The 13,662-nt window shown below is 75.0% G+C and carries 9 protein-coding genes; 6 read left to right on the plus strand and 3 right to left on the minus strand.

Features of this window, described 5'->3' with window-relative positions:
* Window positions 1–75 precede the first annotated feature (75 nt).
* Both IG64_RS29645 and IG64_RS29650 read left to right on the plus strand, forming a co-directional pair.
* On the plus strand, window positions 76–2,379 hold the full coding sequence (locus IG64_RS29645; RefSeq protein ID WP_037861741.1) for a protein kinase domain-containing protein: 2,304 nt from the start codon (window positions 76–78) through the stop codon (window positions 2,377–2,379).
* 77 nt (window positions 2,380–2,456) lie between these two features.
* Window positions 2,457–3,353 (plus strand): EamA family transporter, encoded by an 897-nt coding sequence (locus tag IG64_RS29650; RefSeq protein WP_234438653.1) that lies wholly within the window; start codon window positions 2,457–2,459, stop codon window positions 3,351–3,353.
* A gap of 28 nt (window positions 3,354–3,381) precedes the next feature.
* On the opposite strand, the gene IG64_RS29655 is transcribed toward IG64_RS29650, so the two are convergent.
* The 3 genes from IG64_RS29655 to IG64_RS29665 form a co-directional block, all read right to left on the minus strand.
* On the minus strand, window positions 3,382–4,341 hold the full coding sequence (locus tag IG64_RS29655; RefSeq protein WP_037861743.1) for an NADP-dependent oxidoreductase: 960 nt from the start codon (window positions 4,339–4,341) through the stop codon (window positions 3,382–3,384).
* A 3-nt stretch (window positions 4,342–4,344) separates the two neighbouring features.
* Entirely contained in the window at window positions 4,345–5,292 is a 948-nt protein-coding gene (locus IG64_RS29660; RefSeq protein ID WP_051813459.1) for an alpha/beta hydrolase fold domain-containing protein, read from the minus strand.
* Window positions 5,293–5,611: 319 nt separating this feature from the next.
* Window positions 5,612–6,373 (minus strand): SDR family oxidoreductase, encoded by a 762-nt coding sequence (locus IG64_RS29665; RefSeq protein ID WP_199811677.1) that lies wholly within the window; start codon window positions 6,371–6,373, stop codon window positions 5,612–5,614.
* 245 nt (window positions 6,374–6,618) lie between these two features.
* Between IG64_RS29665 and IG64_RS29670 the strand changes: the two genes are divergently transcribed.
* From IG64_RS29670 to IG64_RS29685, 4 genes are all read left to right on the plus strand, one after another.
* Window positions 6,619–7,536, plus strand: coding sequence for a LysR family transcriptional regulator (locus IG64_RS29670; RefSeq protein WP_051813475.1), 918 nt, complete (start codon window positions 6,619–6,621; stop codon window positions 7,534–7,536).
* A gap of 454 nt (window positions 7,537–7,990) precedes the next feature.
* Window positions 7,991–8,317 carry a hypothetical protein gene (locus tag IG64_RS29675; protein WP_051813477.1) on the plus strand — a complete coding sequence of 109 codons (327 nt, stop codon included), beginning with the start codon at window positions 7,991–7,993 and terminating at the stop codon, window positions 8,315–8,317.
* Window positions 8,318–8,640: 323 nt separating this feature from the next.
* On the plus strand, window positions 8,641–12,786 hold the full coding sequence (locus tag IG64_RS29680) for a type I polyketide synthase (protein WP_158771678.1): 4,146 nt from the start codon (window positions 8,641–8,643) through the stop codon (window positions 12,784–12,786).
* A 239-nt stretch (window positions 12,787–13,025) separates the two neighbouring features.
* On the plus strand, window positions 13,026–13,652 hold the full coding sequence (locus IG64_RS29685) for a TetR/AcrR family transcriptional regulator (protein WP_051813482.1): 627 nt from the start codon (window positions 13,026–13,028) through the stop codon (window positions 13,650–13,652).
* Window positions 13,653–13,662 lie beyond the last annotated feature (10 nt).

Raw genomic sequence — 13,662 nt, forward strand, 5'->3', positions numbered from 1 at the left:
TCCCCGGGCCCGGCCGCCGGTGCGTTCCCGTTCCGTATGGTGGTCCGTGAAACGCTGGGCGACCGAGGGGGGCACGTGCCGCTGTACAAGGAGGACCCGCGATCCGTCGGCGGCTACAAGCTGGTCGACCGGATCGGGGCCGGCGGCATGGGCATGGTCTACCGGGCCAGGGCGCGTTCCGGGCGCGAGGTGGCCGTCAAGGTGGTGCACGCGGAGTACGCGCAGGACTCCGTCTTCCGGACCCGGTTCCGGCACGAGATCGAGGCCGCCCGCCGGGTCAGCGGGGCCTTCACCGCGGCCGTGGTGGACGCCGACCCGGAGGCCGCGTCGCCCTGGATGGCCACCCAGTACGTGCCCGGACCGTCGCTCGCCGCCCGGATCCGCGACCGGGGTCCGCTCCGCGTGACCGAACTGCGGCCCCTGGCCCTGGGTCTGGTGGAGGCGCTGCGGGACATCCACCGGGCCGGGGTGGTGCACCGCGACCTGAAACCGGCCAACGTACTGATGGCCCCGGACGGCCCCCGCGTCATCGACTTCGGCATCTCCCGCGCCGCGAGCCACCACACCCTCACCGAGACCGGGCAGGTGATCGGCACGCCGCCCTTCATGTCCCCGGAACAGTTCACGGACGCGCGGACCGTCGGCCCCGCCTCGGACGTCTTCTCGCTGGGCGCGCTGCTCGTGTACTGCGTCACCGGGCGCGGCCCCTTCGACGCCGACAGCCCCTACCTGACCGGTTACCGGGTGGTCCACAACCAGCCCGCCCTGGACGGGGTGACGGGGTCCGTGCGCGCGGTGCTGGAGCGGTGCCTGGCCAAGGAACCGGCCGACCGGCCCGGAACCGACGAACTCGCGCGCGAGTTCGCCCGGGTCCTGCCGGAGCCGTCGCCGGGCGAACCGGAGACGATGACACTGCGGCTGCCCGCCGAGCGGCCCACCGGCGCGTCCCCGGGCCGCCCCGGCAACTTCCCCTTCGCGCGGGCGGGCGGCTCCGGCTCCGCGCCGACCGGCAGGCCGGCGTCCGCACGAGGCGGCGGTCCCTCCCTCGCCGACACGGCGGCCGTCACCCGCCGCCCACGCCGGCGCGGGCGGCGGGTGACGGCCGTGGCCGTGACCGGCGCGCTCGCCGCGGCCACGGCCGGCTACCTCCTGCTGGGCCCGAGCGGCGGCGACGAGGCGGCACAGGCCACCTCGGTGACCGCCGGCCGCTGGGGCACGCTCCCCACCGGCTGGAAACCGTGGCAGACGACCGCGTCCGCCACCGCGGCCAAGGGCGTGAAGAAGGCGCCGGGGTACGAGGGGAACAGGTCACCGGCCTGCGTACCGGACGCCGGCGCCCTCTACTGCGCCGGCAGCGCACTCCTGCCCGAACGGATCGACGCCACCACGGGACGCACCCTCTGGCGCTCCGGCATCGCACCGGCCGGGCTCCCGGCCGACCGCTACGTCACCACGGTCCTCGGTGCCCACGAGGGCGTGGTGCTCGTCGAACTGACGGTCACCGGCGAGGACGGCAAGGGACAGGCGCAGTCCGTCCTCGCACTCGACGCCGTCAGCGGCACGCGGGTCTGGTCCCACCCGGTGCGCACCGACAGTCTGGGCTCGGTCTACGCCGCCGGCGTGACGCTGACGCAGGAGGGCGACGGCAGCACGGTGACGGTCCGCTCGGCGCGCGACGGCGCCGTACGCGGCAGGATCCCCGTGCCCGCCGGGTACGACTGCCTGCTGCTCGCGGTCGACGACCGCCCCTACGCGGAGTGCGCCGCCCAGGCGGAGGGCGTGCACGACACGAAGTTCCTCGTCGTCGATCCCGCCGACGGCTCGGCGCGCACCCTGGCGTCCCCCGCCCAGCCCAGGAGCTTCGTCGGGGCCAGGGAGGGACGGCTGGTCTTCGTGGAGGCGGACGACCGTCCCGTGACCAACAGCCCCGACCAGATCTACACCCGGATCGTGCGCGTCGACCCGCGCACCGGCGCCCGCACGCCGACGCCGCTGCCCCAGCGGTACCGGGGAGGGACCCCGGCCCTGGCGCACGGCACGCTCTACTTCGTCACCTCCAGCGGCCTGGTGACGGCCGTCTCGCCGGTGACCGGGGCCAGGCTGTGGCAGAGTCACACGAGCCTGGAGACACCGGGTCCGGCCTCGGTCGACCCGAGCGGGCGCACGGTGTACCTGGCGGGTGGGAGTGGCCGGGTGGCCGCCCTCGACACGGCCCGCGGCACCCTGCTGTGGGAGTCGTCCGCGCGCGCGGAAGTGCTGGACAACGGGCTCCTGCCCACCGTGTGGTTCAACCAGGGCGCCCTGGTGCTGGCGGCCTCCGACGGCACCCTCTTCACGCTCGACCCGGCCCACCCGAGGCGGAAACCCGCCCCGGCCTGACCCGCCGGCCTCCCCGCTCCCCGGAAGTCCTGCGATCGCCCCGCCCTCGACGCGCCTGCTGCCGCGGGAGGCGCAGCGTGGCCGTCCAGGCGGCTGGAGAGGGGGACGCCGGGCACTCGGAGCGGATGGGTGTCCTTCTCGCGCTGGCTTCCGCGCTCTGCTACGGCTTCGTCGACTTCGCCGGCGGGCTGCTGTCCCGCCGGGTCCATTTCGCCGTGGTCACCTTCCTAGGACAGTGCGGAGGCCTGCTGCTCGCGCTCGCTGCCGCTCTTCTCGCGCCCGCCGAAGCGGTCCGGGCGTCCGACGTGATGTGGGGTGCGCTCTCCGGGGCCGGGAGCGCCATGGCCATGCACTTCCTCAACCGCGGTGTGAGCCGCGGGGCCATGAGCGTGGTGATGCCGGTGAGCGCTGTCACCGGGGTGGCCCTGTCCGTGTGGGGCGGGGTCTTCTTCCTCGGTGACCGTCCCACGCCCCTGGCCTGGGTGGGTATTTGCGTCACCGTGCCCGCCCTGTGGCTCGTGTCCGCCGGCGGCAGCGGCGGCGGAGGCAGCGCCGGGGCGCGGTCCACGCCGGTGCTGACGGACGGGCCGGCCGCAAGTCTGGGGGTGGCGGCGCAGTACATCGCCCTGGCCCAGGCGGATCCGGCGAGCGGTCTGTGGCCCGTGGCCGTCGGCCGCCTCGCCGCTGTGCTGTTGCTCCTGCCGGCCACATGGCGGCACACCTCCGAGTTCAGGCGGTCCGCCGGGTCGGCCGGCCGGGCCGTCCTGATCGGAGCGGGAGCCGCCCTCGGCCTCATCCTCTATCTCCGGGCCGTCCGGGAGCAGATGCTGGCCGTCGCCGTCGTCCTGGCCTCCCTCTACCCCGCTGTCCCGACGGTCCTCGCCCTCGCGGTCCTGCGCGAGAAGGTCACCCGCGTGCAGGCGGCAGGACTGGTGAGTTCGGCCGCCGCCGTCATCCTGCTCAGCCTGGGGTGAACGCCGGATTCACCGGTGGTGCCCCGGTTCACCGGTGGTGCCCCGGTTCCGCCGGGGTGGCGTCGGGGACGAGGACGACCTTGCCCAAGGGGTGGTCGTGTTCCAGGTGGGCGAAGGCCGCCCGGACCTCGGTCAGCGGATGGGTCCGGCTGATCGGCACCTCGATCCGGCCGGCCGCCGCCAGTTCGGCCAGTTCCCGCAGCACCGCCGGGCCGGTGCCCTCGGGACTGCCCCACGACCGGGTGCCGAGCGCGGCGGCGGCGTCGTGGTCGAGGGTGTTGACCCGGTGGGGCGGCACACCCAGACGGAGCGCGATCCGCGGGTAGTCGTCTCCGTGGAAGTCGAGGAAGGCGTGCGCCGTGCCGCCGCCGTCGCCTTCGATCGTGCGGCGCAGGCGTTCGGCGATCCGGCTCCCGTAGCCGACGAGGGTGGCGCCTTGGGACTCCAGCCAGTCCTGGTGCCGTGCGGAGGCGATCGCGACCACGTGGGCCCGGCGCAGGCGCAGGAGTTGGACGGCGAGGCTGCCGACCCCGCCCGTCGCCCCGCTGACCACGACCGTCTCGCCGGCCCGCGGCCCGACCGCGGCGACGGCCGCCCAGGCGGTGCTGCCCGCGACGTAGAGGGCGCCGGCGGCGGTCCAGGGGAGCCCGTCGGGCTTGCGGACCAGCTGGTCCGCCGGGACGACGACGTACTCGGCGTGGCTGGAGCGCTCCCAGGACCAGCCCAGGACCGGATCCCCGGGAACCCAGCCGCTCACCGCGGTCCCGGTCGCGGTGACGGTGCCGGCCAGGTCGCTGCCCTGCCCGGAGGGGAAGGCAGCGGGGAACCGGTCGTGCAGGGCACCGGTGCGGATCTTGGCCTCGCCCGGGTTGATGCCCGCGGCGCGCACCCGGACCAGGACGTCCCGCGGGCCGAGCGGCCGCGGTGCGACGTCCTCGACGCCGAGCACGTCGATGTCTCCGTAGCGGTGGAAGCGTACGGCCTTCATGGGTCAACCCTCCTGACGCACAAGGTCGTCGACGGCACCGTCGGCGGGGGCGTCGACGTGGCTCCTGATGAAGGCGGCGACGTGGTCGAGGGCGCGTGCGGCCTCCTCGACGGCCGGGGCGAAGCCCTGGAAGACGTGCGGCGCGCCGGGGAAGGTCTGCAGGGTGACCGGGACGTCGGCGTGCGCGGCCCGCGCGGCCAGCCGCAGGGCGTCGTCGAGCAGGATCTCCCGGCCGCCGGCCTGGATCAGCAGCGGCGGCAGCCCGCGCAGATCGGCGTGGAGCGGGCTGGCCAGAGGGGTGCGCGGATCCGCCCCGGCGAGATAGCCGGCGGCCCGGGTCTGCAGGGCCCGGCGGGTGAGCGCCGGATCCGCGTCGGCCCGGGTCGCCATGGTGCCGCCGGACTGGGTGAGGTCCGTCCACGGGGACAGGACGGCCGCGGACGACGGCTGCGGCAGCCCCGCGTCCCGGATCGCCAGCAGCAGGGCGAGGGCGAGGCCGCCCCCGGCCGACTCGCCCGTGACCGCGACCGACCCGGGCCGCACGCCCCGGTCGAGCAGCGCCCGGTAGGCGGCGAGGGCGTCGTCCACCGCGGCCGGGAAGGGGTGTTCGGGGGCGAGCCGGTAGTCGACGGAGAGGGCGGTGGCCGCGGTGCGCCGGGCGATCTCGGAGACCAGTCCGGCACTGGCGGCGGCGGAGCCGATCGCGTAGGCGCCGCCGTGGAAGTACAGCACGGTGACGGCGGTCGCGGTGGTCGCAGCGGTGGCGCCCGCGCGCACCTCCAGGGCGGCCACCCCGCCCAGCTCGGTGGTCCGGGTGCGGACGTCGTCGGGCAGCGGCGCGGAGCCGAGCATCTCGTCGAAGACGCCTCGCATCTCCTCGACGTCGCCGCCCAGATCAAGCGGCGAGTCGCGCAACAGGTCGGATATGCCGTCCAGCTGACTGATGGTCATGTCGTCGGTTCCCTGCGGGAGAGGGCGGGTGAGGGAGGGACGCGGGGCGGCTCGTGCGCGCGGCGTGCGGGACCTCTTCGAGGCCCGTGCGCCGCACGAAGTCCGTACGGGACCCGGACACGGCCGGGTCGGCCTCTTCGGCCATGGAGCGACGTCCACGGGGTGGGTGACGGCGCCGAGCGGTCCCGCGTCGTCACGGCCCCGGGTCGCCGGTGCCGCTGACGGCACCGGGGAGGAGGGCGGCCGCAACGGGGTGCTCCGACCGGCGGGGCGACGGGGCAGGACCGGGGGAGGGCGGGGACGGCCCGGGGGAGAAGGGTCAGGCGATGCCGCCGTTGCTGAACAGCACCTGGCCGTTGATCCAGCGGCCACCGGGCCCGGCCAGGAAGGCGACGGCCTCGGCGATGTCCTCGGGGGTGCCGAGCCGTTCCAGGGGCGCGGCGGCGGCGATCCGGCCGATCAGCTCCTCGCTCTTGCCCTCGACGAAGAGCGGCGTCGCGGTCGGCCCGGGGGCCACCGCGTTGACGGTGACGTCCCGGCCGCGCAGCTCGCGGGCCAGGATCAGGGTCATGGCCTCGACCGCGCCCTTGGTCGCCGCGTAGGCGCCGTAGCCGGGCTGCTGGAGCCGGGTCACCGAGGTGGAGAAGTTGATCAGGGCACCGCCGGGGCGCAGTCGGCGGGCGGCGAGCCGGGAGACCACGAAGGTGCCCCGGACGTTCACCCGGTGCATCCGGTCGAAGTCGTCCAGCTCCATCTCGGCGAGCGGGGCCAGCAGCATGATGCCCGCGGTGTTGACGACCACGTCGATGCCGCCGAACCGGTCCTCGGCGGCGTCGAAGAGTCCGGCCGTCTCCGCCGGTTCGGCGACGTCGCCGGGCAGCGCCACCGCCGTGCCGCCGGCCGCGGTGACCGACTCGACGACCGCCTCGGCCGCCGCCGCACGGCCCGCGTAGTGGACGACGACGGCCATGCCGTCCGCGGCCAGCCGGCGCGCGACCGCGCCCCCGATGCCGCCCGAGCCGCCGGTCACCACAGCCACCCGGGGCCGCCGGGTTCCGCTCACCGCTGCCGCGTCGTCCATGACCGCTTCTGATCCGGCGTCCATGACTGCTCCTGATCCGGCATCCGGACGGACACCTGGTAGTGGGGAGGCATCCGGAGGGATGCCGGGTGCTGCGGAGACATCCGGAGGGATGCCTGGGCCGGGGTGCCGGCGGGCGGTCCGCCCGGCGCGGGTCTCCGCGGGCGCTCCGCCCCGGCACGGGATCAACTCTCCGCCGCCCCCGCCTATTCGTCCAATGCATCTTCCATATGTAGATTATTCAGATGGTGCATATCGAACGGGTCGACCTCAATCTGCTGGCTCCGCTGGCCGCGCTGCTGGAGGAGCGGCACGTCTCGCACGCCGCCGAACTCGCCGGGATGAGCCAGCCGGCGATGAGCCGGGCGCTGCAGCGGCTGCGGGACACGCTCGGCGACGAACTGCTGGTCCGCACGCCGGGCGGATACCGGCTCACCCCGCGGGCCGAACGCGTCCAGCGGCAGTTGCGGGCCGTCCTGCCACGGCTGGAGAGCCTGTTCGCCCCGGAGGAGTTCGACCCCGCAAGGGCCGCCGAGGCCTTCCGGGTCGCCGGGACCGACTACACCCGGGTGTTCGCCCCCGCGGTCTTCCAGCGGGTCTTCCGGGAGTCGCCGCGCTCCACCCTGCACTTCCGCACCTGGCACGACGCCATCTACGACGACCTCGACCGGGGCGTGGTCGACCTGGTCTTCTACGCCAGGTCGAAGCCGCACACCGCGCTGCGCACGGAGCATCTCTTCGACGACCGGTTCATGTGCCTGCTCTCCGCGGACCACCCGCTGGCCGGGCGTCCGGAGATCACCCTGGACGAGTACCTGGACGCCACCCACGTGATCGTCGGCACCACCGGCGAGCGCCAGACCGCGATCGAAGGACGTCTGGAGGACCTCGGCGTACGCCGCCGGGCCGGGCTGACCGTGCCCTACCACTCCCTGGCCGCGCGCTCGGTCCTCGGCACCCGGCTGATCCTCACGCTGCCCGGCAGGTTGCTCGCCGAGCAGCGCTCGGACCCCGGGATCCGCGTCCTGCCGGCTCCCGAGGAGATCCGCCCGCTGCACTACCGGATGGCCTGGCACCCCCGGCTCGACGGCGACCTGGGGCAGCGCTGGCTCCGGGACGCCGTCCGCGCCGTCACCGCCGAACTGCCGGAGCCGGCCCCTTGAGGCAGAGCGCCCGGGACTCTCCCTCCTGCGAACTGTCCTGTTCCTGCCGGGACTTCGGTGCGCTGAAGGGGGCCGGTGGCCGAGGGGCCGGCGTCGGACGAGGCGGCCGCCCGGGCGCGAGGCCGTCCGTTCGGCGCCTCGCCGGGCGGGACGGCCGGCAGGGTGACGGCCGCGGGGTCGCGCCGCGCCGGCCCGCACCACTGGCCCCCCAGTCACTGGAGCATGCCCTATCCGGCGCACACGGCGAACCGGTGGCCGGGCCCGGCCGCCTGCCGGAGGGTGCGGGTGCGGAGTGCGGGAGGGCGCGTGTACGGAAGCGCCGGAGGGCGTGCGTACGGAGTCCGGGAGGGCGCGCGTACGGAAGTGTGTGCGTGGCCGGGGCGGGTAGGCGCCGCAAGCGGATCAATTGATTCCGCTTTTGGCTCTGCCGTCGCGTGAAGCAGGAGGAACAACCGTGAACAAGCTGATGCGGCACCTCGCGACCACGGGTATCGCCGCCGTGGCCGCCGGAGGGGCACTCCTGGCCGGCGGCGGTTCCGCGGTGGCGGCCACCACCCCGCAGCACGGCGGGCGGGCGCACTGCCCGCCCGCGGTGGCGGCCGGCCACGCGCTCTCCCGGCGGGCCCCCGCTCACCAGCGCATCGACCCGTGGGTCCTGGACCAGCTGCGCGTGTTCGACCCGGCGGCCGCCCGGCGGATCACGGTGTTCGACCCGTGGGTCAGGGACCAGCTGGCCCGGTTCGAGGGGCAGGCGGCCCGCTTCGACGGGCAGGGGAACTGAGGGACGGCACCACCCCGCGGTACCTCCGCGGAACCCGGCGGCCCCCCGCGGGCTCCTCCGCCGCCCGGGCGGCAGCCCCCTCGGACGCGCAGGCCCCGCCGGCCGACGGCGTCGCCCCCGGTACGGCCGACCGGGGGCGACGCCGTCGGCCGGGCGCGAGCGGGGCCGCGGAACCGCCCGCTTCCCTGCCCCGTAGTACGAACATGAACCGCAGGCCAACCTGTCCTCCAGTCTTGGCCTCAAAGAACATACTTGTTCTCCAGTTTATTTTTAGACTAGGCTCCCCGCCGGTTGATCCTGACACACAGAGGGGGGCTCTTGTCATGGGTTCAGGACACGGGGACGGTGCGTCGATCGCGGTCGTCGGCATGGGCTGCCGCTTCCCGCAGGCCGCGAGCGTCGACGAGTACTGGTCCAACCTGGTGGGCAACGTCGACTCGGTGACACCCGTCCCGGCCGAGCGCTTCGACATCGCGCCGCGCTACGCGCGTACACCGAAGACGCCCGGTCGCACCACCTCCCGGCACGGCGGCTTCGTACCGGACGCCTTCTCCTTCGACACCGCCTTCTTCGGCATCTCACCCGCCGAGGCCGCGAGCATCGATCCGCAGCACCGGCTCCTGCTGCTGGTCGTGCGCGAGGCGCTCGACGCGGCGGGCATCCCCGCGCCGCGGCTCGCGGGCAGCCGCTCGGGCGTCTTCATCGGCCAGGCCACCGCCGACTACGCGCACCGCGCGGACCTGGACACGCACTGCCTGCGGGAGGCCACCGGCAGCCACTTCCGCGCCATGGCGGCCGGCCGCATCTCCTACGACCTCGACCTGCGCGGCCCGAGCGTGATGGTCGACACCGCGTGCTCCTCGTCGCTGGTCGCCGTCCACATGGCCCGCCAGAGCCTGCTGACCGGAGAGACGGACCTGGCCGTGGCGGGCGGCGTCAACGTCATCCTCTCCCCGCAGGACGCCATCGCCTTCTCCTCCGCCGGCATGCTCTCCCCGGACGGCCGCTGCGCCTTCGGCGACCTGTCCGCCAACGGATTCGTGCGCAGCGAGGGCGTGGGCGTCGTCGTGCTCAAGCGGCTGTCCGACGCCCAGCGGGACGGGGACCCCGTGCTCGCACTGCTGCCCGGCAGCTCCGTCACCAACGACGGCCGCGGCAGCGGCTCGCTGATCAAACCGGCGGTCGCGGGCCAGACGGCCATGATCCGCGAGGCGTGGGCCGCCGCGGGCGTCCGCCCCGACCAGCTGGACTACGTGGAAGCCCACGGCACCGGCACCCCGGTCGGCGACGCCGTCGAACTCCAGGCGCTGGCGGACATGGTGCGCGGCAGGCGGGGCACCCGCGGACCGCTGCCGATCGGCTCGGTGAAGTCCAACATCGGCCACGCCGAGGCGGCGGCCGGCATCGCCGGTCTCATCAAGGCCGTCCTCGTCACCCGGCACCGCACCGTCCCCGCCTCGCTGCACCTGCGCGACCCCCAGCCGCTGCTCGCGGAGGCGGACAGCCCGCTCGAAGTGGTCACCCGCAACCGGGAACTGGACGTCGCCGGGGACGGCGCTCTCGTCGGCGTCAGCTCCTTCGGACTGTCGGGCACCAACGCGCACATGGTGGTCGCCGAGGCCCCGGCCCGGCCCGCCGAACCGCCCCACGCCCCCGCCGAACTCCCCGCCGGCCGCCCCGCCCACCTGCTCGTCCTCAGCGCGCACAGCGCCCCCGCGCTGCGCCGGCTCGCGGCCGCCTACGCGGACTTCCTCGCCCCGGGCGGCCCCGGCCGCGGCCTGCCGCTGTGGGACGTGTGCGCCACCGCCGCCCAGAAGCGGCAGGCCCACCCCTACCGTCTGTGGGCCACCGGAGCAGGCCACGACGAGCTGGCCGAGGCCCTGCGCGCCCTCGCGGAGGGCCGCCCGACGCAGGCGGGCGGGCTCGGCGAGGCCGGGTTCGACGGCCCCCGCCGCACGGTGTTCGTCTTCCCCGGCCAGGGCTCGCAGTGGTCCGGCATGGGCCGCTCGCTGAAGGCCACGACCCCCGCGTACGCCCGCGAACTGGCCGCGTGCGACGCGCTCGTCCGCGAGGAGACCGGCTGGTCCGTCGAGGAAGTGCTCGCCGGAGCCACCGGCCCCTTCCCCGACCGGGTCGCCACCGTGCAGCCCGTGCTGTGGGCGACCGAGCTGGCGCTGGCGGCGGTCTGGCGCGACATGGGAGTGGACCCCGAGGTGTGCCTGGGCCACAGCATGGGCGAGACGGCCGCGGCAGCCGTGGCCGGGGCGCTCACCCCCGCCGACGCCGCCGCGGTGATCTGCCGCCGCAGCGCCCTGATGCAACGCGTCGCCGGCCAGGGCGCGATGATGGCCGTCGAACTCTCCGCCGAGCAGGCCGAGGACCTCGCCGCGGCGGAGGGCCGCGACGTGTGCGTGGCCGCGCAGAACGCACCCACCTCCACCGTCCTGGCGGGCGGTACGCGGACGCTGCGCCGCATCGCGCGGCGCCTGGAGGACGCTGGCGTCTTCCACCGGCTGGTACGGGTCGACGTCGCCTCGCACTCGCCGTTCATGGACCCGCTGCGCGAGGACCTCCTGGAACGGCTGTCCGGCCTGACTCCCGCACGCGGCACGACCGCCCTGTACTCCAGCCTGCTGGGCGCCTTCGTCGACGGCCCCGAACTCGACGCCGGCTACTGGATGGACAACCTGCGCCGGCCCGTGCGCTTCGCCGACAGCGTCCGCCACCTCGCCAAGGACGCCGACAACGTCTTCGTGGAGATCAGCCCGCACCCCGTCCTGCTGAACGCCGTCACCGACACCCTCGTCGACGCGGGCCACACGCCGGCCGTCGTCGCCTCCACCGACCGCACCCGCACCGACGAGGCCCTGGCCCTCGCCCAGTCCCTGGGCGCCTTCTTCACCCTGGGCGGCACCGTCGACTGGCAGCGCTGGTTCCGCGGCCCGGCCCGCCAGGTCCCGCTGCCCGCCTACCCGTGGGAACGCGAGCCGCTGCGCCGCGCCGTGCCCATCGCAGCGCCCGCCGCCCCGCCCGCCGCGCGGCACACCACCGTCGACCTCGCCGCCGACCTGAGCGGGGCCGCGGTCCGGCTGCGCGGTCTGGCACCGCTGCCGCCTGCGGTCCAGCTGGCCGCGCTGCGCGAGGCGGTCCGCCCGGCCGCCGGCAGCGCCCCCACGGTGACCATCGAGGACATCCGCCTCGGCGGCGAACTCGTGGAGATACCCGCGCGGGGGAGCCTGACCCTGCGCGTCAGGACCGAGGACAGGACCGAGGACAGGGCCGGGGACACGGCCGGGGACGGGACCGGGGACCGGCCCGTCGCGCGGCCCGCCGAGGTCCGCGCCCTGGACGGCACCCCGGAGGGGCCCGGCACCCTGTGCATGACGGCGACCGTGGCCACCGCACCCCCGCGGCCCGCCCCGTCCGGCCGCGTGCGCCTGGACGCGGCCCTCGGCCGCTGCCGTACCCATCAGACGCCGCAGGAGTTCTTCACCCGGCTGGCCCGGCGCGGGTACGAGCCGAGCCCGGCCATGCGCGCCGTGCGCCACGTCTGGCGCCGCGACGGCGAGTCCGTCGCCCTGCTGCACCGCCCGGACGGCGTCCCCGCGCAGGCCGCCTGGGAAGCGGCGCTGCTGCCGCTGCTCGCCGCCCTGCCCGGCTCGCTCCCGTCCGGCTCGGCCTACCGGGTCACGCACCTGGAGCGGGTCCGGTTCCACGGCGACCTGCCCGAGGAGTTCTGGCTGCACACCACCCTGCGCGTCCGTGAGGCCGGTGAGCGGCTCCGCGCCGACGCCACCCTCCTCGACCAGCAGGGGCGCGCACTCGCCGAGTTCCAGGGCATGGAACTGCGCCGGCTCGGGGCGGCCCGCTCAGTGGGCACTTACGTACGCGCGGTCGTGTCCCTGCCCCGGCGGGCGGCCGTCCGCGCCGGAAGCGCGGCCCGCACCCTCCGGGCGGCCCTGGCGTCGCGGAGCTTCCCCGGCGCGCCGAGCCGGGGAGCCGGGCCGCTGGAGAACCGGCCCGCGTACGAGGTCCGGCCCGCGTCGTGCGAGGTCCCGCCGGCGCACGAGGTCCCGGCGGCGCGGGAGGTGCCGCCCGCGCGGGACATCCCGTCGGCGGACGCGACGCACCCGGCGTACGGGGCACCCGCGACGGCCTCCGCCCCGGCGGCCCCCGCACCCGCCTCGACGGTCCCCGCCGCTCCCGCGCCCTCGGCGGTGACCACCGTTCCGCCTGCTCCCGACCGGCGATTCGTCGAGATCGTGGCCGAACTGCTGGGCATGGACACCGAACGCCTGGACGTGCGGCGGCGGTTGAGCGCCTACGGCTTCGACTCCCTGACGGCCGTCCAGCTGCGCGGCCGGATCCGCAGCGAGCTGGGCTGTGACATCCCGTTGTCCCGGTTGCTGGGAAGGGACTCGGTCAAGACCCTCGCCCTTTCCCTGGAAGGTGCCGTGGCGGGCGGCTGACCTGCCGGGACCGACGGACCGGATTGCTCCGCATCCGGTCCGCCGGCCCCCTCGGCATCCATGAAAATGAACTAGCGCTCATACATGTATCGTGATACATGTATAGCGGGGTGCCGGAGCTGCCGGTCTGTCGCGCCGGCCAGGACGACAGGGGTTCACCCCCCGGTCCACGACGTCGAACGCCGGTGACACCAGGGCCCTGGACCGGTACGTACGGCATCGGGCGACAGGAGTGACACATGGGCGACACACCGCTCACCACCGGGACACCACTCGTTCCCGGACGGCGCGAGCGCAACAAACTGCGGGTACGCAACCGCATCTACGACGCGGCGGTCGAACTGTTCACCCGCCAGGGCTACGACCAGACCACCGTGGACGAGATCACGGAGGCGGCTGACGTGGCGCGCGGCACCTTCTTCAACCACTTCCAGCGCAAGGAGGACCTGATCGCGGAGTGGAGCGAGAAGCGCCGCGAACAACTGCGCGACGGCCTGACCGACCTCGCCGTCCAGGACGGCCGGAGCACCCGGCTCGCCCTGCTGCACTGCATGAGCCTGCTCGCGCGCATCAGCCTCCGCGACAGCGCCCAGACCCGCGCCATGCTCGCCGCCTGGGTCAGGGCGGGTTTCCCCCTGTACGAACAGCCCTACGTCAGCGAGATGTTCGCCCAGTTCGTGGAGGAGGGCCAGAAGCGGGGCGAGGTCTGCGAAACGGTGGACACCCGCCTGGTCAGCTACGTCCTGCGCGACCTCTACCTCGGCGCGCTCTACCGCTGGTCCCGGCCCGAGGCCCGGATCGACCTGGAGGCCGAACTGCACGCCGCCTGCGGCACCGTCCTCGACGGAGTCCTCACCCGCCGGTGACGCGGGAAGT

It is taken from the genome of Streptomyces sp. NRRL S-340, assembly GCF_000720185.1.
GTDB lineage: Bacteria > Actinomycetota > Actinomycetes > Streptomycetales > Streptomycetaceae > Streptomyces.

Bases quoted from the DNA above. Each gene is read 5' to 3' on its own strand.
- IG64_RS29670 (WP_051813475.1), top strand. From the start codon at position 6,619: ATGGTGCATATCGAACGGGTCGACCTCAATCTGCTGGCTCCGCTGGCC.
- IG64_RS29685 (WP_051813482.1), top strand. From the start codon at position 13,026: ATGGGCGACACACCGCTCACCACCGGGACACCACTCGTTCCCGGACGG.
- IG64_RS29665 (WP_199811677.1), bottom strand. From the start codon at position 6,373: ATGGACGACGCGGCAGCGGTGAGCGGAACCCGGCGGCCCCGGGTGGCT.
- IG64_RS29680 (WP_158771678.1), top strand. From the start codon at position 8,641: ATGGGTTCAGGACACGGGGACGGTGCGTCGATCGCGGTCGTCGGCATG.
- IG64_RS29655 (WP_037861743.1), bottom strand. From the start codon at position 4,341: ATGAAGGCCGTACGCTTCCACCGCTACGGAGACATCGACGTGCTCGGC.
- IG64_RS29660 (WP_051813459.1), bottom strand. From the start codon at position 5,292: ATGACCATCAGTCAGCTGGACGGCATATCCGACCTGTTGCGCGACTCG.